The 23764-nt window shown below is 65.4% G+C and carries 18 protein-coding genes and 1 pseudogene; 10 read left to right on the top strand and 9 right to left on the bottom strand.

Annotation, left to right across the window (positions count from 1 at the left end):
• Nucleotides 1–241: 241 nt before the first annotated feature.
• The 5 genes from AC1RGE_RS04775 to AC1RGE_RS04755 form a co-directional block, all read right to left on the bottom strand.
• Nucleotides 242–1690 (bottom strand): outer membrane protein transport protein, encoded by a 1449-nt coding sequence (locus AC1RGE_RS04775; protein WP_011061227.1) that lies wholly within the window; start codon nt 1688–1690, stop codon nt 242–244.
• 122 nt (nt 1691–1812) lie between these two features.
• Nucleotides 1813–2319 carry an alkane oxidation protein activator PraB gene (praB, locus tag AC1RGE_RS04770; protein ID WP_011061226.1) on the bottom strand — a complete coding sequence of 169 codons (507 nt, stop codon included), beginning with the start codon at nt 2317–2319 and terminating at the stop codon, nt 1813–1815.
• Nucleotides 2320–2451: 132 nt separating this feature from the next.
• Entirely contained in the window at nt 2452–2943 is a 492-nt protein-coding gene (gene praA / locus AC1RGE_RS04765; RefSeq protein WP_015635562.1) for an alkane oxidation protein activator PraA, read from the bottom strand.
• Between the two features lie 141 nt (nt 2944–3084).
• Nucleotides 3085–4377: an alkane 1-monooxygenase gene (locus AC1RGE_RS04760; protein WP_011061224.1), complete on the bottom strand. Its 1293-nt coding sequence runs from the start codon at nt 4375–4377 to the stop codon at nt 3085–3087.
• Between the two features lie 295 nt (nt 4378–4672).
• Nucleotides 4673–5668, bottom strand: a complete 996-nt coding sequence (locus tag AC1RGE_RS04755) for an alpha/beta fold hydrolase (RefSeq protein ID WP_015635560.1) — start codon at nt 5666–5668, stop codon at nt 4673–4675.
• 268 nt (nt 5669–5936) lie between these two features.
• Here AC1RGE_RS04755 and AC1RGE_RS04750 point away from each other — a divergent pair, with 268 nt between their 5' ends.
• The 4 genes and pseudogenes from AC1RGE_RS04750 to AC1RGE_RS04735 all read left to right on the top strand — a co-directional run bounded on the left by AC1RGE_RS04750 (nt 5937) and on the right by AC1RGE_RS04735 (nt 9933).
• Nucleotides 5937–7505: a flavin-containing monooxygenase gene (locus AC1RGE_RS04750; protein WP_492583497.1), complete on the top strand. Its 1569-nt coding sequence runs from the start codon at nt 5937–5939 to the stop codon at nt 7503–7505.
• Nucleotides 7492–8391, top strand: coding sequence for an SDR family NAD(P)-dependent oxidoreductase (locus tag AC1RGE_RS04745; RefSeq protein ID WP_011061221.1), 900 nt, complete (start codon nt 7492–7494; stop codon nt 8389–8391). Before AC1RGE_RS04750 ends, AC1RGE_RS04745 begins: the two co-directional genes overlap by 14 nt.
• A gap of 39 nt (nt 8392–8430) precedes the next feature.
• Nucleotides 8431–9270, top strand: a complete 840-nt coding sequence (locus tag AC1RGE_RS04740) for a metal-dependent hydrolase (protein ID WP_019095520.1) — start codon at nt 8431–8433, stop codon at nt 9268–9270.
• 92 nt (nt 9271–9362) lie between these two features.
• Nucleotides 9363–9933: pseudogene (locus AC1RGE_RS04735) on the top strand (hypothetical protein).
• Here AC1RGE_RS04735 and AC1RGE_RS04730 read toward each other — a convergent pair.
• The 4 genes from AC1RGE_RS04730 to AC1RGE_RS04715 all read right to left on the bottom strand — a co-directional run bounded on the left by AC1RGE_RS04730 (nt 9909) and on the right by AC1RGE_RS04715 (nt 14029).
• Nucleotides 9909–11111: an MFS transporter gene (locus AC1RGE_RS04730; protein ID WP_492583495.1), complete on the bottom strand. Its 1203-nt coding sequence runs from the start codon at nt 11109–11111 to the stop codon at nt 9909–9911. The pseudogene AC1RGE_RS04735 and the gene AC1RGE_RS04730 sit on opposite strands and share 25 nt — an antisense overlap.
• Nucleotides 11112–11248: 137 nt before the next feature.
• On the bottom strand, nt 11249–12109 hold the full coding sequence (locus tag AC1RGE_RS04725; RefSeq protein WP_492583493.1) for an NAD(P)-dependent oxidoreductase: 861 nt from the start codon (nt 12107–12109) through the stop codon (nt 11249–11251).
• Nucleotides 12110–12258: 149 nt separating this feature from the next.
• Nucleotides 12259–12840: a TetR/AcrR family transcriptional regulator gene (locus tag AC1RGE_RS04720; protein ID WP_492583491.1), complete on the bottom strand. Its 582-nt coding sequence runs from the start codon at nt 12838–12840 to the stop codon at nt 12259–12261.
• 112 nt (nt 12841–12952) lie between these two features.
• On the bottom strand, nt 12953–14029 hold the full coding sequence (locus AC1RGE_RS04715) for a sigma-54 interaction domain-containing protein (protein ID WP_065364011.1): 1077 nt from the start codon (nt 14027–14029) through the stop codon (nt 12953–12955).
• A 554-nt stretch (nt 14030–14583) separates the two neighbouring features.
• On the opposite strand from AC1RGE_RS04715, the gene AC1RGE_RS04710 reads away from it, so the two are divergent.
• The 6 genes from AC1RGE_RS04710 to AC1RGE_RS04685 all read left to right on the top strand — a co-directional run bounded on the left by AC1RGE_RS04710 (nt 14584) and on the right by AC1RGE_RS04685 (nt 23658).
• Nucleotides 14584–15657, top strand: a complete 1074-nt coding sequence (locus AC1RGE_RS04710) for an ABC transporter substrate-binding protein (protein ID WP_169891667.1) — start codon at nt 14584–14586, stop codon at nt 15655–15657.
• Nucleotides 15658–15679: 22 nt separating this feature from the next.
• Nucleotides 15680–16903: a lipase family protein gene (locus AC1RGE_RS04705; protein ID WP_011061212.1), complete on the top strand. Its 1224-nt coding sequence runs from the start codon at nt 15680–15682 to the stop codon at nt 16901–16903.
• 15 nt (nt 16904–16918) lie between these two features.
• On the top strand, nt 16919–18127 hold the full coding sequence (locus AC1RGE_RS04700; protein WP_011061211.1) for an LLM class flavin-dependent oxidoreductase: 1209 nt from the start codon (nt 16919–16921) through the stop codon (nt 18125–18127).
• A gap of 4 nt (nt 18128–18131) precedes the next feature.
• On the top strand, nt 18132–19715 hold the full coding sequence (locus AC1RGE_RS04695; RefSeq protein WP_492583489.1) for an ABC transporter substrate-binding protein: 1584 nt from the start codon (nt 18132–18134) through the stop codon (nt 19713–19715).
• Nucleotides 19716–19959: 244 nt separating this feature from the next.
• Nucleotides 19960–22539 (top strand): TonB-dependent receptor plug domain-containing protein, encoded by a 2580-nt coding sequence (locus AC1RGE_RS04690; RefSeq protein ID WP_492583487.1) that lies wholly within the window; start codon nt 19960–19962, stop codon nt 22537–22539.
• A gap of 36 nt (nt 22540–22575) precedes the next feature.
• Nucleotides 22576–23658: an LLM class flavin-dependent oxidoreductase gene (locus tag AC1RGE_RS04685; RefSeq protein WP_041118117.1), complete on the top strand. Its 1083-nt coding sequence runs from the start codon at nt 22576–22578 to the stop codon at nt 23656–23658.
• Nucleotides 23659–23764 lie beyond the last annotated feature (106 nt).

The raw sequence follows: 23764 nt of genomic DNA, 5'->3' as shown, positions 1-23764 counted from the left end.
AGCCTGGGCGTTGTGCCGGCCCCTCGAAGATCACCCTACAAAGGAAACTGCCTAGTTTCAAATTTTATTTTTAAATATTGTTTTGAGTGATTTCAGCAACGCACAACGGCCGAACGATGTCAGCCAGGGCTTGGGGAAATGGCAGGTCAAGACGGGTCCTGAGGTGACCCGTCCCGCCGACGGCAGTAGCACAATCCCTTTGTACTGCCGTTATCTCGAGGCGTGGGTAAAGCCTTTACCCTCAGAAGTGATAGGTCGCGGAGAGGCTCACCACCTCGCCCTTGGCGTCGACCTTGCCATCCAGGCGCGAGGCACCGAGACGGTCCACGTTCTGGGTCTTGATCTTGGCCTCCTTGACGAATTGCCGGGAATAGGCGCCGTCGATGGTCAGGCCGGGGATCGCCCTGATGTCATAGCCGAAGCCCAGGGAAGTGAACCAGCGATCGTTGTCGGGAATCCGCGGGTCACGTGTGCTGTTACGGGTTGGTGTCTGGTCGTACGCCACACCGGCCCGCAGAGTCAACTGGTCGGTGAAGCGGTAGTCGCCACCCAGGGAATACATCATGGTGTCTTTGTACTTGTACGGGATGGAGACCAGGGTATTGCCATCGGACTTCAGGGTCAGGTCCTTGAACGACGACCATTGGGTCCACAGCATGCTGGCACCCAGGGTGAAGCGGTCATCGAACACGTGCACCCAGTCCAGCCCGGCGGAGGCTGGAATGTCCAGCTGGGCACTGGCGTTGGCGCCATCCGGGTTCAGCTTCAGGCCGGGATAGGCCAGTTCCACCAGGCTTTCACCATTGGGCCCGGCCGGTTGGGTCATGTACTGGCGGCCTACCGCGTCGGCACGCACGTTGTACTTGCCGTCCATCTTGTTCTTGATCTTGGCGTGGTAGTTCAGGCCCAGGGTGTCGCGGTCGGTGGGTTTCCAGACCACGCCGGTGAACCAGCCTACCGAGGTATTGTCCACCTTGACCCGCATCAGGTTCGCCCCGACGCCGGATGGCAGCGGGATCCCGCCCAGGCCGGGAGATACCGCCGCGGCACCGGTCAGGTTGAGGTTCTGGCTGACAAAGCCCTTGCTGTGCTGGACGATGACCCCGGCACCCAGGGAGAAGTCGTCATTGACCTTGAACGACAGCGAGCCGGTCAGGCCCACGGTCTCGATCTTGGTATCCACCGAAAAGTCGCGGATCTTGGAATTGTCGTTATCCCAGGTGCTGCGCATGCCCATGGGCACCACCTGGCTCAGGCCGAAGGCAAACTGATCGTTGATCGGCATTACCATGAAGCCGGTCGGCAACCAGGCGGTGAAGCCGCCCTGGCCACCATTGCCCTCCAGGGGCACCGGACCGCTGGTGGGGACGCCGGATGCATCCACCGGCAAGGTGGTGGCCGGGTTCCCTTGATAATCGTAGGCATCGCCTTTGTATTTCATCTTGATGCGGGCGTAGTCGACCGTCATCTGTGCCACGTTCTGATCGATAAACGCCATGGCCGCCGGGTTGTTGTAAGCCGCACTGGGGTCGTTCTTGAACAACGAACCACCACCGAAGGCCCGGCCCCATCCGGGAGCGCCGTAGGTAGGCGTGGTGAAGCCGCCTGCCTGAACAGTGCCGATCGCACCAAAGCCCCCCAACAGGGCGAGTGCCACCGCGATCTGCAACTGTTGTTTCTTATTATTCATGCCCCACTCCTTATTATTATCGATAGCAACCGACACTACAGGGCCCTCCTGATCTGCAGATCACCGCCTCTTGCGAGGCGGTGTCCTTCAGCGGGTGATCAGCCCTTGGTTCCAGATAACGCTTAAATCACGCTGACCTGTGGCGACGGCTTGGCGTTCAGCACATCCACGGAGCAGCCACCGCTCAGGGTCTGAGGCGTGCTCAGGCTCAGCGAGTGAGTCACGTTGCTCCAGGCCACGTTGATGGTGGTCGGACCGCAGTTGGTGGCAGGGAAGAAGGAAATGGTGTAACCCACGTTGGTCACGGTACCTGCGGTGGTGCTGGAGGCACTCAGGGTCCATGGCAAGCCAGTGATCTTCGGCAGGTTGCACAGCGCGTTGCTGCCGCTGACGGTGGCGCCGGTGATGCTGGCCACGCCGCCGGCGATGTTGCCGCTGAAATTGATGTTGCAGGTCACTGGCTGGTTGAACGAGGACGGCGAGCGCACGGTGATGGTGCCGCCAGGGGTAGTGAACGGACCATCCGGGTTCGCACCATCAATGGCGATGGATGCAGCGCTGGCCATGGAAGCAGCTCCCAAGCAGGCAACGATGGCGGTGGCGGACACGAGAGTTTTGATGCCTTTCATTGTTGTTTTTCCTCACATGTATGGCGATTCATTTCGCCGGGGTAATGGCCTTGAGCGAGACGACACGGAGAACAGCGACCGAGCTTCCCTTTCCAGCCAAATCTTCAATTCGATAAAGGTGTGACGTGCGCGTCAGGGTGCAACCCGGAACGTGGGTGGCATCTGGATCGATACGGTCTTGATGGTGCAGCCACCGTCGAGGCTGACCTGGGCCGCTTCGAGTTTTCCGGTGCTGTTGTTCCAACTGCCTTCGGCGGTGGACGGCCCGCAGTCGCCGCCCACCAGGGGCGCGTGCACGGTGACCTGGATACCCGACATGGCGCCGCTGGTTTCATCCTTGGCGATCAGCTTCCAGGGCAGGTGCGTGGCTTCCACCTGGCCGCACTTGAGGCCGCCGCTGAAGTCGACTTTCTCGACGCTGGCGAAGCTGCCGTCGGGGCTGACCTTGCCGCTGACCTGGATGGTGCAGTCGGCATTGATGATGCTCTTGGCAAAGCTGATGGGGCCCTTGGCGGTGAACTCGGTATTGGCCGGTTCAATGCGCGCGGCTTCGGCGGCCCCCATCAGGGAGATCCCCACCAGGACCACGAACAACTGGGCAGTGAATAGCGGTGAAATAGACATCCGTGACTTCCTTACAGTTGCTTATTGTTGTTGTCGGTCAACTTGCTTAAGGACTGCCTACTGCGTTGCTCACCCTTCAAGCGGGCACATCACAGGCGAACACGACCGGTTCACCAGCACTTGAAGGGGTGAGCGGTACAACTAAAGAGCGGTGTCTGAATCGGTGTTGCTGAAGCCGTAGCGCTTGAGCAGCTCGTCACGCTTGGCCGGGTGCATGTTGGCCAGGCGTACATCACCCGAGTAGTGCGCCAGCACCCGGTGGTCCATCAGGCGCCGCCAGAGGGCCGGCACATAGGCCCAGACGATCATGGTGGCGTAGCCATAGGGCAGCTGTGGCGACTCGTCGAAGTGACGCAAGGCCTGATACGCACGGGTCGGGTTGGCGTGGTGGTCGGAGTGGCGCTGCAACTGGAACAGGAAGATGTTGGTGACGATCCGGTTGCTGTTCCAGGAGTGGCGCGGCGAGCAGCGTTCATAGCGGCCGTTGGGCTGTTTCTGGCGCAGCAGACCGTAGTGCTCGACGTAGTTGACCACCTCCAGCAGAGAGAAGCCGTAGATCCCCTGGATCACCAGGAAGGGAATCACCGCCGCCCCCAGCCAGGCGATCAGCACGCCCCACAGCACCACGCTGTACAACCAGGCGCTGAGCACGCCGTTCTTCCAGTGCAGGGTCGGCAGGCCGAGTTTTTCCAGGCGCTGGCTTTCCAGATGCCAGGCCGAACTCAGGCTGAACCACACGGTGCGCGGCAGGAAACTCCAGAAGGATTCGCCCAGGCGCGAACTGGCAGGGTCCTCCGGGGTGGCCACCCGCACATGGTGGCCGCGGTTGTGCTCGACGAAGAAGTGCCCGTAGAAGGTCGAAGCCAGGGCCAGCTTGGCCAGGAACTTGGCCATCCCGCGGTTCTTGTGCCCCAGCTCATGAGCGATGTTGATGGCAATGCCGGTGGCCGCGCCAGTGGACATCGCCATGCCCAGGTAGGTGAACCAGCCGATACTGCCGTGCAGTTGCGCACGCTCGGTGAGGAAGGCGGCGAAACTCGCCAGGCTGCCTTGCAGGTGCAGTTGTTCACTCAGTTGCAGCAGGCCGCCGGCGATGATCCAGTCCACCCCGCTGATGGCCATCCAGGCGGTCACCACCAAAGACAGTACCGAGAGCACGGCACAGCTGTAGACGATAAAGCGGTAGTAGGGTTGTTTTTCCAGATCGGGAACGGCGGATTCAGGCGGGTTGCTGGCATCTTCCCCCATCAGGCCGTCAATCAGCGGGATCAGGCCGAAGATCACCAGGACCCCGCTCCACCAGAACACTTGCACCCCGGTGGTGAGGGCGAAGATCCCCGACAGCAGAGGGGTGATCATGGGCAAGGTGCCCAGCCACCACAGGTGACGCTTGCTATCGGTCCAGACGCCGGGTGCCGCCACGGAAACAGTCATGGCAGCCTCCGCAGGATGGCAGTCGAAACAGGTGCTATAAAGGACAGCGCGGCTGCGCTGTGCAGAGCGTGAAGGGATGAAAAAACAAAAGCGTGAAATGGCGTTATTTTCATTATTTTTAATCGCTCAATTGCACTTTCAAAAAAAACATTCAAAACATTTTTTTAAAAAAATAGCTCGGGTTCGTTAGCTCGTCAACTATTTTTTCGGCTTGTTTCGAATGTCGCCCGTGAAGCATTTACAGCTGCTGTCGACGCCGCGGCAGGGGCGCTCGAAACCGCCCCCCACCACGCCCTCAACTTGCTCTTGAAGCCGCGAACGGCGGGTGCAGGATGGTTGCGCTGCGTTGTGGCGCAGCCTGGGAAGCGACGTGCTGGACCATGGCCACCACCCGCTCGACTGCGCTGATGGGCAACATGTGGCCCCTGCCCTGGACGATCTCCAGGGACAGCCCCGGCACCTTGCCGACCATTGACTCACCGTGCCGGCGGTAACTGAGCACCGGGTCCGCCGAGCCATAGATCAGCCCTACCGGCAGCTTCAGGCTGGGGTAATGCTTGACCATGCCCGGCAGCGAACGGTTGACCACGGCGATTTCGCTGGAGGCGTTGTAGAAGCTGTCCGAACGCATCCCCAGCAACCCGCCGCCACGCTCGGCGAAATCCTCGGGCACCGGGTCCGGGGCGAACACCGACTTGACCAGGCCACGGCGCCCGAGCATGGCCATGGGCGCCGCCAGGGTCAGGGACATCCAGCGCCGCAGGAAAGCCGGGCGCACTGCCAGGGACAGGAACACCAGCGGCAACATGCGCTGCGGATGGGTCAAGGGGGCCACCAGGATCAGCCCGGACACCGATTGCCGATGGTCCAGGGCCAGGGACAGCGCCACCGCACCGCCCAGGGAATGCCCCAGCACCAGCGGCTGGCCCAGGTCCAGGGTGCGAATGAACCTGGCCACCAGGCTGGCCTGGGCCGGCAGGTCTGCCGCGGCGCCCCGGGCCCGGGTGGAATAGCCCGAACCGGGACGATCGATGGTGATCACTCGGAAGCGTTCGCGCAGCTGCGGGGCCAGGGAGTGGGTCAGGTTGCGCCCGCAGCCGGTCAGGCCATGGATCATCAATAGCGCCGGGCCCCTGCCCTCATCGGTGTAGTGAATGCGCTCGCCACCGACCTCGAGAAAGCGTCCGTTGATCGGAACCTGGCTTTCAATCCGGCGGTTGATACGAAAACTCACCACCCAGAGCACCGCACTGACCGCCAGGAATACCGCTGCCGCTACCAGCCACTCCATAACCCGCCCCCTCAGCTTCCCTGCGCCGTTCGCCCGTGATCGGAATGACCTGGCGGTGTGGCGTGTCGCCCTGGCCTGGTGCCGCCTGTGACGCCTCACCCATGGCCTGGATGAGCCCCGCAAAATCCACAGGCGACCAGCGCAGGTGACATTTTCAGGTAATTTATTTAAATTAATTTTTAAAACATTATTTTAAATTGTGCAATCCTGAGTTTCCACCCACTGACGAAAGTCACCCAGCAGCATCATTACAATCGAGGTACACACCATGAATGCGTACTCGCCACCCAACGACCCCGAGGTCGTTGACATCGCCATCATCGGCGCCGGCTTCGCCGGGCTGTGCATGGCGATCAAGCTCAAGCAAGCGGGGATAGAGGATTTCTTCGTCGCCGAACACGCCGCGTCCCTGGGGGGCACCTGGCGCGACAATCACTACCCCGGCTGCGCCTGCGACGTGCAATCCCACGTTTATTCCTTCTCTTTTGCGCCCAACCCGAACTGGACCCGGCAGTTCGCGCCCCAGCCGGAAATCCGCGAATACCTGGAAAACTGCGCCCGGGATTTCGCCCTGGCGCCCTACCTGCACTTCAACATGGGCCTGCAACAGGCGGTCTTCGATGAAGCCCGGGAGCGCTGGCACCTGCGCTTCAGCAATGGTCGGGAAGTCAGTGCGCGGGTACTGATCTCCGGCATGGGTGGCCTGTCGCGCCCGGCGATCCCGGACATCCCCGGGCTCGACACCTTCACCGGCAAGCGGTTTCACTCCCAGCAGTGGGATCACCGCTACGCCCTGCAAGGCAAGCGGGTGGCGGTGATCGGCACCGGCGCCAGCGCCATCCAGTTCGTGCCGAAAATCGCCCCGCGGGTGGCTCAGCTCAAGCTGTTCCAGCGCACCCCGCCGTGGATCATGCCCAAGCCCGACCGCGAGCTCAGCGCGGTGGAACGCTGGGCCTTCAAGCACCTGCCCTTCACCCAGCGGCTGGTGCGCTCGGCGCTGTACTGGGCCCTGGAAAGCCGGGTGATCGCCTTCGCCCGCCGGCCCAGACTGATGAAGGTGGTGCAGCGCGTGGCCCTGCGCCATCTGCGCAAACAGGTGCCCGACCCGGTGCTGCGCCAGCGCCTGACCCCGGACTACACCATCGGCTGCAAGCGCATCCTGATCTCCAACGACTACTACCCGGCCCTGACCCGGGGCAACGTGCGGCTGATCACTGATGACATCCAGCGCATCGACGGCGACGCGGTGATCACTGCAGACGGCAACCGCCACCCCGTGGACTGCATCATCTTCGGCACCGGTTTCCAGGCCACCGACCCGATTCCCCGAGGCCTGCTGTTCGGCCGCCATGGCCAGGACCTGATGGACAGCTGGGCCCGGGGCGCCCACGCCTACCTGGGCACCTGCCTGCCGGGCTTCCCGAATTTCTTCATGATCGTCGGCCCCAACACCGGCCTGGGGCACAACTCGATGATCCTGATGATCGAGGCCCAGGTGGACTACATCCTCAAGGCCCTGGGCCAGATGCAGCGCGAACGTATCGCCAGCATCGAAGTCCGGCCCCAGGTCGAAAGCCAGTACAACCAGCGCCTGCAGCAGCGCCTGGCCGGGGCCATCTGGTCCACCGGCGGCTGCCGCAGCTGGTACCTGGACCCGCGCAGCGGGCAGAACACCACCCTCTGGCCGGGCTCCGCCTGGAGCTTCAAGAAGACCTTGCAGCACTTCGAACTGCAGGACTACCAGGCCAGCCACCTGCCCCACACCCAGCCCGCCGCCGCACCGGCCGCCGCGCGCCCCCTGCACCTTGAAGAGGCCGCTCTCAATGAAAAACTTTAACGGTAAAGTCGCCGCCATCACCGGCGCCGCCTCCGGCATGGGCCGCGCCCTGGCCGTCGCCCTGGCCCGTGAGGGCTGTCACCTGGCCCTGGCCGACAAGAACCCCCAGGGCCTGGCACAGACCGTGGCCCAGGCCCGGGCCGCGACCCTGTTGCCGCTGCGCATCAGCAGCCAGGAACTGGACGTCGGCGACCGCGAGGCGATGTTCGCCTGGGCCGCCGCCAGCGCCGCCGAACACGGCCAGATCAACCTGATCTTCAACAACGCCGGAGTGGCGCTGTCGAGCACCGTGGAAGGTTCGAGCCTGGCGGACCTGGAGTGGATAGTGGACGTCAACTTCTGGGGCGTGGTCCACGGCACCCAGGCCTTCCTGCCCTACCTCAGGCAATCCGGCGACGGCCATATCATCAACACCTCCAGCGTCTTCGGGCTGTTCTCCCAGCCTGGCATGAGCGGCTACAACGCCACCAAGTTCGCCGTGCGCGGATTTACCGAATCCCTGCGCCAGGAGCTGGACCTGCAAGGCCACGGGGTCTCCGCCACCTGCGTGCACCCGGGGGGCATCCGCACGGATATCGCCCGCACCAGCCGCATCAGCGACAACGTCAAGGGTTTCCTGATCGACAACGAACAGCAGGCCCGGGACGACTTCGAAAAACTCTTCATCACCTCCGCCGAAACCGCCGCCAAGGTGATCCTGCTGGGGGTGCGCAAGAACAAGCGCCGGGTGCTGATCGGCCGCGACGCGCACTTGCTCGACCTGTTCATCCGCTTGCTGCCCAGTGCCTACCAGGCCCTGGTGGTATGGGCCAGCCGGCGCATGGCGCCCAAGCCGGGCAAGACGCGGCCGGCGGTCTACGAGCCCCAGGACGAACGCGGCCTGTAGTGCCGCCCACCCTTTTTCATGTCTAGAGGAGCGACAGCCATGCTGCCCATCCGCCGCGACATCAAGGTCGAACTGCCTGCCGAACGCGCCTGCGACTGGCACGAGCAAGGCAGCCACGTGACCCACTTCTTCAATGCGTTGTCCCTGCTGTTTCCTTCCGGCGAGCTGTTCTTCATGGACAGCGTGCGCCACTACCGCGAACAGATTCACGACCCCGAGCTCAAGCGCCAGATCCAGGGTTTCATCGGCCAGGAAGCCATGCACAGCCGCGAGCACCTGCGCTACAACGACCTGCTGCAGGACGCCGGGCTGCCGGCCCATCTGCTGGACCGGCGGTTGCGCTTCTTCCTCGATTTCCAGAAGAAGCACTTCCCGCCGGCCTTCAACCTCGCGATCACCGTAGCCCTGGAACACTACACGGCAATCCTCGCCGACCTGCTGCTGCGCGACCCCAGCCGCTTCGGCAATTCGGTGGCGGGCTACCGGCAGATGTGGCTGTGGCACGCCCTGGAGGAAACCGAGCACAAGGCCGTGTCCTACGACGTCTGGAACAGCGTGATCAAGCCCGGGCCCAAGCGTTACCTGATCCGCACCGGGAGCATGCTGTTCACCACCCTGGGCTTCTGGCTGGTGGTGTTCGACTTCCATGTGCGCATGCTGATCGCCGACCGCCGTCGCGGCGGCCACTGGCGCGGGTTGTGGCAGGTGGTCAAGTACCTCTACGGCCCCAAGGGGGTGTTCCCGCGGATCGCCCTGCCCTGGCTGCAGTTCTTCAAGCCGGGCTTTCACCCCTGGAACCACGACAACCGCGAGCAACTGCAACGCATCGACGGCCTGGTGCAGGACATCGAACGCACCCGCGCCGCCGCGGCCAAGTGACAAATGCCGGCACGGCGCAACAGCGGCGTGCCGGCATCCCCTGGCGGGGCTGCTAACCTGCAACGCACCCTTAGGTGCTGCGAGCCCGCGCGATGATCCTGATTCTGTTGCCCCACGCCGACTACGACCCCAGCGAAAGCAGCCTGCCCTGGCAGGCTGCCCGGGACGCCGGTTTTGCCGCGCAGTTCGCCACCCCCCTGGGGATGCCGGCCTACGCCGATTCGCGCCTGGTGAGCCTGGGGTTCGGCCCGCTCAACCCGTTGTTGATGACCCCGGCGGCCGACCTGGCGCGCTACCACGCCATGACCCGCGACCCGGCCTTTTGCAGCCCTCTGTCCTATGCCGGGGTCGACCCGGCTGCCCATGGAGCTGGCGGCCTGGCTGGTCACCGCGCCGTGGCTCGGGCGCTATTACCGCACCTACGACCACAGCGTCGAGCAAGAGATCAAGGCGGCCCTGGCCAGCCCGGCGGATTTTCTGCCCGGGCCCTGGCTGCCACGCCGGGATTCGGCAGAGCACCCCGAGCGCGGTCTTGTGGTCCGCGACCGCAATCTATTGACCGCGCGCTGGCCCGGGGACTGCCACCGCTTCGCCAATGAATGGGCGAGCCTGCTGCAACAGGCTCGCGACGCCCAACCTCAGGCGCAGCAGGCAGAGCGCTGACCCGGCTTGAAGGCATGGCTGCGCGCGCCCCAGACCAGCATCAGGCCCACCAGCGCCAGGGCGGCCATCGCCCAGGGAAAAGACGCGGCGCCATAGCGTTGCAAGAGCAGGCCGCCGACCATACCCCCGCAGGCAATGCCCAGGTTGAAGATGGTCACCAGCATCGATTGCGCGACATCCGCCCCCTCCCCGGCCACATCCGCCACGGCGGTCTGGAGCAAGGTTGGGGCGCCACCGAAGGTCAGGCCCCAGGCGCCAATGCCGAGCCAGGCCAGCCAGGGCTGGCTGGCAGCGATCCCCAGCAGCAGGCACGCCAGGGCGAAACCGGCGAGGCTGCACAGGGTCAGCCCGCGCAGCCAGCGGTCGACCCCGAGCCCGATGAACCAGATCCCCACCAGGGAGGCCAGGCCGAACACCAGCAGCGCCCGGTCGAGAGAGGCCGCCAGGCCCAGGGACGCGAGGAACGGCGCGATATAGGTGTAGAGGATGTTGTGGGCCAGGATCCACACGAAGATCACCAGCAGCGCCTGGGGCAGGCCCCGGGTGAGAAAGATCCGCGCGATCGGCTGGCGCTGGTGGGCCGGCTGGCCGGGGTAGTCCGGCACTGCCAGGCGCACCCAGAACCACAGCAGCAGAGCCAGTAGCGACAGCCCCCAGAAGATCTGCGGCCAATCCATGCGGGTGCCCAGCCAGGCCCCCAGGGGAACCCCCAGGCACAGCGCGATCGGCTGGCCCACGCCCACCACCGCCAGGGCCCGGCCCTGCAACTCGGGCACCACCAGACGCCGGGCATAGCCGGCCAGCAGGCCCCAGACCAGCCCCGCCGCCATGCCCGCGGCAAAGCGCGCGGCCAGGGTCAGCAGGTAGTGGGTCGACAACGCGGTCAGGCTGTTGAACAGCAACAGGCCGCCGATGGCCAGCAACAGCAAGGGCCTACGGCGCCAACTGCGAGTGGCGGCGATCAGCGGAATCGCCGCCGCCACCGAGCCCAGGGCATACAGGCTGATCAACTGCCCGGCCATGGCCTCGCTGATGCCCAGGCCCTGGCTGATCTGCGGCAACAGCCCGGCAGGCAGCGTCTCAGTGACGATGGCGATGAAACCGGCCAGGGTAAAGGCCAGCAGGCGCCAGACCGGCAACCTGCTGGAGGCGGTCGGCAAAGGTACGCAAATGTTCATGAAAGAATGCTCACACAAGAAGACCAGAAATCACCGCAGGAACCGGCTTGCCGGCGAATGGGCCTCAGACCCTGCGCCCGACTCACGGGCGCCTTCGCTGGCAAGCCAGCGCCTGCATCAGCGCTAGAAGAAACCGCTCAGCCGAGGTAGGAGGCCGCCATGTCCTTGTCGCCATGGCCCTGCTCCAGGGCGCGCTGGAAACGCTGGATTCCGGCCTCGGCCAGATCCAGCCGGACCCCGGCTCTGGCGGCCGCCGCCACCATCAATTCGGCGTCTTTCAGGGCGTTGGCCAGGGTAAAGCTCGGGCTGTAGTCGCCACTGAGCATGGCCCGGGTCTTGGCCTGGAAATAGCCGCTGTCCAGGGGCCCGCCGCTGACCAGTTCCACCACCAGCGCCGGGTCCAGCCCAAGCCCCTTGGCCAGGGCCAGGCTTTCCGCAGCGCCGTGGGTCAGGGCTAGCACCCAGCTGTTGAGGGCCAGCTTCAGGCGGCTGCCGGCTCCCGGCTGTTCGGCAACCCAGAGCACACGCTTGGCGATGGCCTCCAGCAGCGGCTGCAACGCCGGCCGATGAGCCTCGGGGCCCGCGCCCAATACCACCAGCTGGCCCTGCTCCGCAGGCTGGCGCGTGCCCAGCACCGGGGCATCGTAGAAGACCAGCCCGCCATCCCGGGCAAAGCCTTGCAGTTCGTCGTTGGCCTCGATCCCCACGGTAGCCATCTGCAGCCAGAGCGCCCCAGCCTCGAAACCGTCCCGTGCCTGCTGCATGGCTTGCAGCACGGCGGCGCCGTCCTTGCCCAGGGTGATGATCACCTGCGCCCCGCGTACCGCCTCAGCGGGCTCGGCAAACACCTGGATATCGTCCGCGATCAGCGCCTGGGCCCGTTGCAGCGTGCGGTTCCAGGCCCGTACCGCAAAGCCCTTGCGCCGCAGATTGCGCGCCACTGCGGCGCCCATGATGCCGATGCCTAATACCGCAATGGATCCTGGTTGCTTGGCCATCTGTGTCTCTCCCGTGTTGAATTAATTATGGAATGATCATTCCAATAAAAGGCAAAAAAAAGCCCAGCCCTTTAGGAGCTGGCTTGCCAGCGAAGACGCCCTGGAACCTGATGCACATTGTGAGGGGCCCTTCGCCGGCACGCCGGCTGCTACAGGCTGGCCAGGACCACCTCGACCACATCCAGGAGGCGCTGGCGTCGTTGCTCCGCCAGGCTGCCCTTGGCCAGCACCCGCAAGCCCTGCACGGTGCACACCACAAAGCTGGCCAGGGCCCGGGGATTCTTCTGCGGGTCGATCTCCCCCTGCTCCTGGCCGCGACGCAGCACCTGCTCCAGGGCCGCCTCGATACGCTGGAAATTCTGCGCCACGAGCTGAGCCACCGCCGCGTCCTGCCCGGCCATTTCCAGGGAGGCATTGGCCGCCAGGCAGCCCAGGCGCCGGGTGTCTTCCAGCTCGTTGTCGACGATGCGCATCAGCAACCGCCGGACCCGTTCCCTGGCGGGTGCGTCGGCGCCCAGCAGCTCGATATTGGCGCTGGTCATCTGCTGGTAGCGCTTGAGGGCACAGGTATACAGGCCGTGCTTGCTGTCGAAGGCGTTGTACAGGCTGCTACGGCTCAGGCCGGTGCCTTCCACCAGGTCCTGAATGGACGTGGCGGCGTAACCGCGCTGCCAGAACACCTGCATGGCCGCATCGGCAATCTGCTCGGGGTCGAACTCCTTGGGACGCACGGCTATTACCTTTCTGGAATGATCATTCCAAAGACTAAAGATCAAGCCGGCAGGCGTCAACCGCCCCGGGCAAAAAAAGCCCCGGGCCGGTTCTCGGGTCCAGGAAGCGGATCTAGGAAGCGGAAGTCGCCAGGGGCTTGTTCAACTCGCCGATCTTTTCCAGCCGGGCGCGCACGATGTTGCGGCTGATGTTGAGCAGGCGCCCGGTCTGCAACTGGTTGCCATGGCAGTAGCGATAGGCCTCGCGAAAGATCGTTTCCTCGATGTGCTCGTACAGGTCGGGAATGTTCTGCTCGAACAGCGCCTGCAAGGCCCGGCCCAGGTCTGCCGGCGCCTGAGGCGCCGGGACGGCCAGGGGCGCCTGTTCCTGGCGGATGCCGGAGGAGCGCATGTCCACCAGGTGCAGATCCCCCGGTGCCACCCGTTGCTGGCGGCACACCAGCAAGGCGTGGTGAATGGCGTTTTCCAGTTCGCGAATGTTGCCCGGCCAGCTGTGCTCCAGCAGCTTGCGTTCAGCCTCTTCGGTCAGCGATGCACGGTTGTAGCCCAGGCGCTGGCAGTGTTCCTCAAGGAAGAATTCGGCCAAGGGCAGGATGTCCCCCGGGCGCTCGCGCAGCGGCGGCAGGCGGATGGTGGCCACGTGCAGGCGGTAGAACAGGTCTTCACGAAAATGCCCGGCCACCACCGCATCGGCGAGGTTGACGTTGGTGGCCGCCACCAGCCGCACATTGATCGGGATCGGCGTGCGCGAACCCAGGCGCACCACTTCTCGCTCCTGCAGCACCCGCAGCAGCTTGACCTGCATGTTCAGCGGCAAGTCGCCGATCTCGTCGAGAAACAGCGTGCCGCCGTTGGCCGCTTCGAACCAGCCGGCCTTGTGGGTGGTGGCGCCGGTAAAGGCGCCTTTTTCATGGCCGAAGAGTTCGCTTTCCACCAGGGTTTCGGCAAAGGCCCCGCAGTTCACCGCGACAAAGGGCTCGCGCCCGCGGCGGCTCAGGTGATGGATGTGGCGCGCCACCAGTTCCTTGCCGGTGCCGGTCTCGCCAATGATCAGGGTATTGGCCTCACTGGGGGCCAGGCGCTCGATGCGACTGAGCAATTCCTGGGAGCGCGGGTCCTTGAACACCAGAACGGTGGCCCGTACCGACTTGGTCAATTCACGGGCGTTTGGATGAGTGATCAGCGACATGGTGCATTCCTGGCAGTAAAAGCGCGGGCTCAATAGTGCACGAAGATATTTAGACTAAATAATTATTAATTAATCTTTAGATATTCCTTTTATGAATATATCTGAAGGGTGCTCCCCACCTGCTGCTGGAGCAGCAATCGGCCAGCACCTGCCTGTTCGCAGATCAGCAGCGGCGGCTTGGGCCAGGGCCTGTCGATCTGCCTGAAGCCCTTGCCGGGCAAGGCCTGCAGCGCTTTGTAGCGGCCCTGGCATGCAATCTGCTCTATCCCTTCCGACACCAGTACCCACCACCGCCCCTCGTAGGAGCTGGCTTGCCAGCGAAGGCGTCCGCAAGGGCGAGGCAAGGCTCAAGGGCCCTCTTCGCCGGCAAGCCGGCTCCTACAGGAGAACACCGCGATATCTGTTGCAGGAGCTGGCTTGCCAGCGAAGGCGTCCGCAAGGGCGAGGCAAGGTTCAAGGGCCCCTTCGCCGGCAAGCCGGCTCCTACAGGAAACACCGCGATATCTGTCGCAGGGCTGGCGGGGCTGAGGGCTTATTTTTTGAGGGAGAGTGCAATGCAAGGTTTATGGCGCAATACCCTGGCCGTTATGGCCGGGCTGCTGATCAGTGTCACGGCGCTGGCCAACCCGGCCCCCGAGTCGCTGAAGATTGCCATCGTCGCCTTCACCCAGGGCGGCAAGCCGGTGTTCGGCGGCATCGCCGGGCGGGTGATCGAGGATGGCTGGCTGGAACAGCAACTGAGCCAGCGCGGCATCAAGCTGCAGTGGATCGCCCTGCCCCACGCCGGCGCCGGGCCGCAGATCAACGAGGGCTTCAGCAACAACAGCATCGACTTCGCCGTGCGTGGCGACCTGCCGTCGGTGATCGCCGGCGCCGGCGGCGTGCCGGGCAAGCTGATCGTGCCCGGCGGCAGCGGCAACAATATCTACCTGGTGGTGCCCACCCAGTCCACGGCCAAGAGCATCGAGGACCTCAAGGGCCAGCGCCTGGCCCTGCATCGCGGCAGGCCCTGGGAGTTCGCCTTCAGCAACTTCCTGGCCAGCAAGGGCCTGAAGCTCGACGACTTCAAGATCGCCAACCTCAACCCCCAGGTCGGTGCGGCGGCGGTGTCCGCCGGCAAGGTCGACGCCGCGGTGCTGCTCAGCGAGGCCTATGCCCTGGAAGACAAGGGCGTGGGCCGGATCATCTGGTCCACCAAGCAAGGGGCCAATGACTGGCGCCTGGTCTCCGACCTCTGGGGCACCGACAGTTTCATCGAGCAGCACCCGGAGGTTACCCAACTGCTGGCCACCGCCTGGGTCAAGGCCGCCTGGTGGATTTCCCAGGAGCAGAACCAGGACGCCTACTACCAACTGTCCTCCCGCGCCGGCACCGCCGAGAGCGTGCTGCGCCGCGACGACCAGGGCGACCCGGTGGCCTGGAAGGAGCGCTGGGCACCCAAGAGCGACCAGCAGCTCAAGGCCCACTATCAGGCGCTGAGCGACTACGCCCTGGCCAACCAGCTGATCCGCACGCCCTACGACATCACCCCGGCCCTGGCCACCGGTTTCACCAACCAGGCACTGATCGATCTGCACCTGAGTGATTACTGGCCCGCCCTGCGCGGCCAGGTCGCCACCCATCCCTGAACCCTGAGCACGAGTCTTCTTGATGAAACTGTCCGCAAAATTCACCTTTGGCCTGAGCCTCCTGGCGCTCTCCCTGTCGGCCCTGGCCGGCCCGACCTACGCGCCCAAGCCCGACCCGTTGCAGGGCGACGGCCGGGTCTCGGCCTTCTACACCTGGCAGGACGCGATCCCCCCGACCCCGGGCAAGCTGCTGCGCAGCGAACCCCTGGAAGCCACCCTGAGCCTGCCCAACGCCGCCAGCGCGCAACGGATTCTCTATAGCTCCACCGACGGCATCGACGGCAAGACCCCGGTGGTGGTCTCCGGCACCTTGTTCCTGCCCAAGGGCAAGGCCCCGGCCGGCGGCTGGCCGGTGGCCTCCTGGGGCCATGGCACGGTGGGCGTGGCGGATGTCTGCGCGCCGTCCTGGCAGGGCCGTTCCTACCGTGACGTGCAGTACCTGAGCCGCTGGCTGGACGAAGGCTTTGCCATTGTCGCCACCGACTACCAGGGCCTGGGCGTGCCCGGCGGCCATCCGCTGCTGAACAACCGCATGGCCGCCTACGGCATTCTCGACGCCGCCAAAGCCGTGGTCGCCGGGGTGCCCGGGCTGGCCAACAAGGTACTGATCGTCGGCCAGTCCCAGGGCGGCGCCGGCGCCTTCGCCTCGGCCGCCTACGCCTCCACCTACGCACCGGACCTGGGGGTCAAGGGCAGCATCGGCACCGGGGTGATCTACACCATCGGCGCGAAGAATGTCGGCGAGCAGGACCCGAACAAGGTCGATGCCTCCCTGGCCTACGGTTTCTACACCTTGCTGGCCGCCCAGCAGTACGACCCCAGCATCAACCCCCGGGACTTCTACACCGACAAGGCCCTGCCGCTGTTCGAACAGGCCCGTACCAGTTGCCTGGCGTCCCTGGTCAGCGACGTGGTGGGGGTTGGCCTGACCCCGGCCAACGCCAAGAAGGACTATCAGGGCAGCCAACTGGCGGCCTGGCAGAAACAAGTGTCCTACCCGACCCTGAAAACCGCCCAGCCGGTGTTCATCGGCACCGGCGCCGAGGACAAGACCCCGGCCGCCGCCACCCAGGTGGCCCTGATGCAGGACGCCTGCAAGGCCGGCTCGGTGGTCGAGGGCCACTTGTACAAGGGCCTGGGCCACAGTGAAACGGTCAATGCCTCCCTCAAGGACTCGGTGCCGTTCGCCCACAAGGTGATCAACGGCCAAGCCATTACCCCCGTCTGCAACCCCAGCGTGCAATAGCCAGGAGGCCCAGCCATGAGCATCGAATTCTTCACTCGCCTGCCCCTGCACGGCGAAACCCAGTTCCTCCCCGGCGACCCGCGCAACCGCGGCGACTGGCACCGGGGCGGGCCCAGCACCGGTGCCGTCTCAGGCTTCAGCGTCGGCGACCACTTCACCTACATCGACTACCTGGGGCAGATCGCCCGGGCCGCGGAAATCAACGGCTTCGGCGGCGCGCTGATGGTCAACGCGCCCTCCGGCGAAGAGCCCTGGACCGTGTGCTCGCTGCTGGCCCGGGAAACCCGCACCCTGAAGTTCGTCACCGCCTTCCAGCCCTATCACTACACGCCCTGGGTTGCGGTGCAGCAGGCCGCCACCTACCAGCGCGCCACCGGCAATCGCCTGGTGTGGAACATCATCAACGGCGGCTCGGACGCCATTCAGCGCCAGGTCGGCGACTTCAGCGACCACGATGAGCGCTATGCCCGCGCCACCGAGTTCATGGACGTGGTCAAGGGCTACTGGCACAACGAGAACTTCCACTACCAGGGCCAGTTCTACCGCGCCGAAGGCGGCGGCCTGCGCGGCCCCTTGAAGAAGGCCGAGCTGCCGCTGATCTGTACCGCGGGATCGTCCATCGCCGCTCGGGAATTCGCCGCCAAGCATGCCGACTTCTACCTGATGCGCGCCGAGCACCCGGACGAGATCGCCGCGTTGATCGCCGATATTCGTGAGCGCGCCTTGCAGTACGGCCGCAGCGATATCCGCTTCGGCCTGTCGATCGACGTCATCACCCGGGAAACCGAGGAACTGGCGCGCACCGAGGCCAAGCGCTTCTTCGACGAGGGCATCGCCAAGGGCGCGGTCAAGGCCGTGGCCGCCCATGCCGGGCTGCGCACCGCGCGCAAGCTCAGCTACGAGAACGGCTTCGCACAGAAGAACGAGACCCAGGGCTTCGAGGATTTCTTCATCCACCCCAATGTCTGGACCGGCTTCGGCTACATCGGCATACCGCCGGGCTGCGCCCTGGTGGGCAGCTACGAAAACGTGGTGGCGCGGATCCGCGAGTACCACGCCATCGGTATCGACCTGTTCTTCCTCGCCGGCTACCCGCACCTGGAGGAAGCCTACCGCCTGGGCGAGCACATCCTGCCGCACTTTCGCGGCGAGCGCGCGGCCCTGAGCCGTCAGCCGCAAGCGCCGCTGGAGCTGCGCAGCGCCAACGGCCCGGCAGGAGCCTGACGCCATGAGCCAGGACTACTCGGGCTTGAGCCGCCGTCGTTTTCTCGGCCACAGCGCGCTGTTCGGCGGCGGCCTGCTGCTGGGCAGCAGCCTGCTGGCCGGCTGCGACGCAGACAATTCCAGCGCCCCGGGCACGGTCGCCAGCGACCAGCCGCGCTACGGCGGGCGCCTGCGCCTGGGGATTCTCGACGGCAACCAGAGCGGCAACCTGGACGCCCACAAACCCATCGGCAGCGGCATCGTCCGAGGCTTCGCGCTGTACAGCAAGCTCTGGGAATGGGACGAGCAGATGCAACCTCGCCTGGCCCTGGCGGAGTTCGCCGAACCCAATGCCGATGCCAGCAGCTGGACCCTGCGCCTGCGCCAGGGCCTGGAATTCCACCACGGCAAGAGCATCGACGCCGATGATTTGATCTTCTCCATCCGCCGCCTCACCGACCCGCAACTGGCCTCGCCCTACGCGGCGCTGCTGCACTGGGTCGATCGCGACAACCTGCAAAAGCTCGATGAGCGCACTGTGCGCCTGAGCTTTCGCGAGGGCCGCAGCTACATGCCCCTGGCGGAAACCTGGGTCAACTTCGGTGGCATCGTCCCGGTGGACTATCACCCGGTGACCAACCCGGTGGGTGCCGGCCCCTACAAGCTGAAAAGCTTCACCCCCGGCCAGCGCTCGCTGTTCACCCGCTTCGACAACTACTACAAGGACGGCCAGCCCTACGCCGACGAACTGGAGATCATCGACTTCAAGGATCAGGTGGCGCGCCTGGCGGCCCTGCGTTCCGGGCAGATCGACATGGCCAACGTGATGCCCACCGAACAGTTGCAAGTCCTGCAGCGCGACCCGCGGGTGCGGCTGCTGAAATCGGTGACCGGCAACTGGCTGTCCTTCGACATGAACCTGGACAAGCCGCCGTTCAACGACCCCAGGGTGCGCCAGGCTTTCCGCCTGCTGGCGGATCGAGAGGAGCTGGTGCGCCGCGCCCTGAACGGCCAGGGCCGGGTGGCCAACGACCTCTATGCCCCCAGCGACCCGACCTTCAACCACAGCCTGGGGCCCCGCCCCCACGACCCGCAGCGTGCGGCGCAACTGCTCAAGGAGGCCGGCCAGGAAAACCTCGAGCTGGAGCTGGTGACCATCCCGGGGCCGGCCCTGATCTCGGCCCTGGTGCTGGCCGAACAGGCCAAGCGCATTGGCGTGACCCTCAAGGTCCGCCAGGTGGACCTGGCGACCTTCCAGGGCCCGCAACGCAACGACTGGACCCTGAGCACCGGCGGCAGCATCGGCGCGCCGTTCCTGGCCAGCGCGATCCACACCGACGCGCCCTTTGCCGTATCCAACAAGACCCACTTCAACGACCCGCAGTTCAGCGAGGTGTTTCTTGCGGCCATGGCCCAACCCGACCTGCAACGACGCACGGCCCTGGTGCACCAGGCCCAGCAGATCCAGTACGAACGGGGCGGCATGCTGATCTGGGGCTACGCCGATCTGCTGGACAGCGTCTCCACCCGCGTGGGCGGCGCCCGGGAAGAACAGTCGCTGTTCAGCACCTGGCGTTTCGAAAGGTTGTGGCTCAACAACAGCGCCTGACCCACGGCCCGACCGTAGGAGCTGGCTTGCCAGCGAAAGCGCCCACAAGAGCACCGCGAGCCTTCAGGCCCCCTTCGCCGGCAAGCCGGCTCCTACAAGGAACCACCGCAACCGCGACACACCCCGTAGGAGCTGGCTTGCCAGCGAAGGCGCCCGCAAGAGCACCGCGAGCCTCCAGGCCCTCTTCGCCGGCAAGCCGGCTCCTACAGAACATTCATGCGATTCAATATGAGGCTCATGTGCCATGCCCTCCAACGCCTTCGCTCGCCCCGCATTCGGCCCGGCCCTGGCCGTAACGGTGTTTTCTTCCCTGGCGCCGCCGCTCTTCGCCGCCGATACCCAGTTGCAAACCGTCACCGTCCAGGCCAGCAGCCAGGCCGATGACGATGCCCTGCCCACCCGGCCACCGACCTCGGTGTATGGGGGCACCGAAACCAAGGTCCTGGACACCCCGCGCTCGATCACCCAGGTCAACGCCGAACAGCTGGCCAACGACCCGATCCGCAGCGCCGACGACCTGGTCAAGTACGCCCCGGGGATCACCCGCGGTGGCGGGCAGAACGCCGGTATCGCCCCGCAGTTCCGCGCCCAGGGCTCGGAAGTGTTCCAGGACGGCCAGCGCGCCTATGGCGTGCGCCATCCGGCCAACTTCAACGCCTACGAGGGCGCGGACATCGTCGCCGGGCCTTCTTCGGTGACCTACGGTTCGGTGTCCGGCAGCGGCGGCTACGTCAACTACCTGAGCAAGAAACCCGATTTCAGCGGGTTCAAGACCCGCCTCAGCGGCGAGCTCGGGACCTGGGTGCCGGACGGCCAGTCCCGCGACTCGCGCAAATTCAGCCTCGACAACACCGGCCCCCTGAGCGACCAGCTGGCCTACCGGGTGAGCATCACCCAGCAGCGCCAGCAGGACTACTACGACAATGTCGACAACAATTTCGATGCCTTCTATGGGGCCCTGGCCTGGCGCAACGACAACCTGCGGGTGGACTGGAACGCCAGCTACGACAACTACTACGACTACAACATCACCCACGGCTGGAACCGCGCCACCCAACAACTGGTGGACAGCGGCAAGTACTACGCCGGCCGCGCCACGCCGATCATCCAGAACGGCAATACCCTGTGGTCGCCGGTGCTGGCTTCCGGTGCCGCCAATGCCCCGACCCTGGGCTGGGTGCAGCGCCAGCGCAACGCCCAGGGCCAGTACAGCGTGGTGGATGGCAGCTTCCAGGCGGCCTCGCCCAACACCCAGGCCAGCCCCGGCACCCTGCGCGGCTGGGTCTACGACCCGAGCCTGGCGGGCAACGGCTTGACCTCCCTGTCGCCACAGGCCGGCCAGCGCGGCGAAGACCAGAGCAGTTCACGGCGCTTTACCACCCAACTGCGCATCGAGGGCGACCTGTCCCCCAGCGTGACCCTGGCCAACAGCACCTTCTACCAGCGCTCCCGGGACCTCACCGACGCGGTCGGGGCGTTCCAGGTGCAATCCCGGGACAACCTGCTGGACAACCGTTTCGAGTTCCGCTCACGCAATGAAACCCGGCTCGGCGGCCTGGCCCTGCGGGACGACAGCAACAGCGGGCTGATCTACCGCCGCGAGTTCAACCAGTCGATCGCCGCCAACAATCATTTCGGCTCCACCATCAACGCCTACGACCTGACCCTGGACCCTTCGGGCAAGAACCCCGGCGACCTGCTGGGGCTCACCGGCAGCAACCCGGCCGGCGGCAACGGCGCCTGGATCGGCCAACCCGGGGTGCCGCAATACTCCAACTACTACGGCTGGCTCAACCTGGCGGCCATGTACCCCGCCGGCCACGGCCTGTACGCCGAATCCCTGGCGCCCTACACCGCCGAAAGCACCTGGACCACCAAGACCCTGTTCAGCCAGCACAACCTGCGCCTGGGCGAGCGGGTGGGCCTGAACATCGGTGCCAGCCGCAGCTGGATCGACGCCCGGATCGACAACCCCTTCGTCCTTGCAGGTGGCAGCGACCGGCGCGACAGCCACAACTACCGGCTGTTCGCGTTCCAGGTCAGCCCCTACGTCAAACCCACCGAGAACAGCACCCTGTACTACACCTTCGACCGCTCCCTGGCGGTCAACACCGGGTTCTTCTCCAACGGCCTGGGCTGGGGCAGCGGCAGTGGCGCCAACCAGCTCAACCCCCTGGCGTTCCAGAGCCTGAGCGTGCTGCATGAACTGGGGCTGAAGGTCGAAGCCATCCCCGACCAGCTGTTCATGACCCTGGCCACCTTCAAGCAGGCCCGGGACCAGTCCCCGGACAGCAACAACAACATCGCCCGGCTGATCATCAAGGGCACCGAGGCGACCCTGCGCTACCAGCCAGACCCGCACCTGCGCAGCGGCCTCAACCTGTCCCGGCTCAGCGCCTACAACGAATTCACCTCCCAAGCCGGCTTCGCCTCCGCCGGGTTCATCCCCGACAACGGCACCGTGTTCGGCGACAACAACAGCCTCAACCAGCGGCCCTCCGGGCGCTTCGACGCGGTGCAGATCCCCGAGTACACCGCCAGCGGCTACCTCGACTACCGCTTCGACTCGGGCTTTGGCGCCGAGCTCTCCGGCTGGTGGACCAGCAGCTGGTACCTGAACCTGAGCAAGACGGTGAAGGTCCCCGACGAATACAACCTCGACCTGGCCCTGTACTACCGCCAGCCCCAGTGGAGCACCACCCTGCGGGTGCTCAACCTGACCAACGAACTGAACTTCGTCAGCGGCCTGGCCGGCTCCACCAACACCTTCCTGCAGCCCATGCCCGGACGCACCGTGCTGGCCCAGGTGGACTACCGCTTCTAGGCACTTTCATTCTTCTGCGACCTCAGGACACTCCCCATGAGCATTGAATTCGTCGGCATGATCTTTCCCCGCCAATGGTCCGAAACCCGCGGCGTGCGCAGCCCGGACTTCGACCTGGCATTCATCCGCGAGCACGCGCGCGCCCACGAACACGCGGGCTTTGACCGAGTGCTGATCGCCAGCGGCCCGGGCAGCGCCGACAGCCTGCAGATTGCCGCCTACGCCGCGGCCCACACCGAGCGCCTGGGCTTCATGATTGCCCACCGCCCGGCCCTCAGCGCCCCCACCGTGGCGGCCCGGGCCTTCGCCACCCTGGACCACACCACCGGCGGCGGGCGCATCCGCCTGCATGCCATTACCGGCATCACTGCCGAGCCCCAGGAAGGCGACACCCTGCTGGACAAGACCGAGCGCTATCGACGCACCGACGAGTACCTGGAGATCGTGCGCCGCACCTGGACCGCCGAAGAACCCTTCGACTTCGAAGGCCGCTACTTCAACCTCAAGGGCGCGTTTTCCCCGGTCAAGCCGCTGCAGCAGCCGCACATCCCCATCTCTTTTGGCGGCTCTTCGGACATCGCCTACCAGATCGCGGTCAAGCACGCCGACCTCTACGCCCTGTGGGGCGAGCCCCTGGAGGGGGTAGCCGAACAGATCGGCAAACTCAAGGCCGCGGCCAGCGCCGCGGGGGTGGCCGCGCCCCGGGTCAGCCTCTCGGTGCGACTGATCCTGGGGGCCACCGAGGAATTGGCCTGGCAACGGGCCGAACAGATCCTGGCGCAGATCCGCGCCAACCCGCAGTTCGCCGCCGGCAGCCCCTGGCAGAAGCGCCTCAAGGGCACCGGCTCCGAACGCCTACTGGCGGCCGCAGCCCGCGGCGACCGCCATGACCGCGCCCTGTGGATGCCCACCGCCAGCGCCGTTGGCGCCTACGGCGACACCACGGCCCTGGTGGGCACGCCGGAGACCGTGGCCCAGGCCCTGCTGGACTACGTCGACCTGGGCGTGACCACCTTCCTCAACCGTGGCTACGACCCTTATTACGACACCATCGACTATGGGCGCTGGATCATCCCCGCCGTCCGCGAAGCCGCCGCCCGCCGCAAGCAACACCTGTAGAAGGCGTTTACGAGGCTGGCATCCGGCTTGGAGGCCCTTTCGCCGGCAAGCCGGCTCCTACAACTGCGTTGACCTTTCCCACAACCCTGTAGGAGCTGGCTTGCCA

Source organism: Pseudomonas sp. GW823-FHT02C05 (assembly GCF_058797595.1).
Note: the sequence above shows the minus strand (reverse complement) of the source record. Positions and strands in the feature narration are given on the sequence as shown.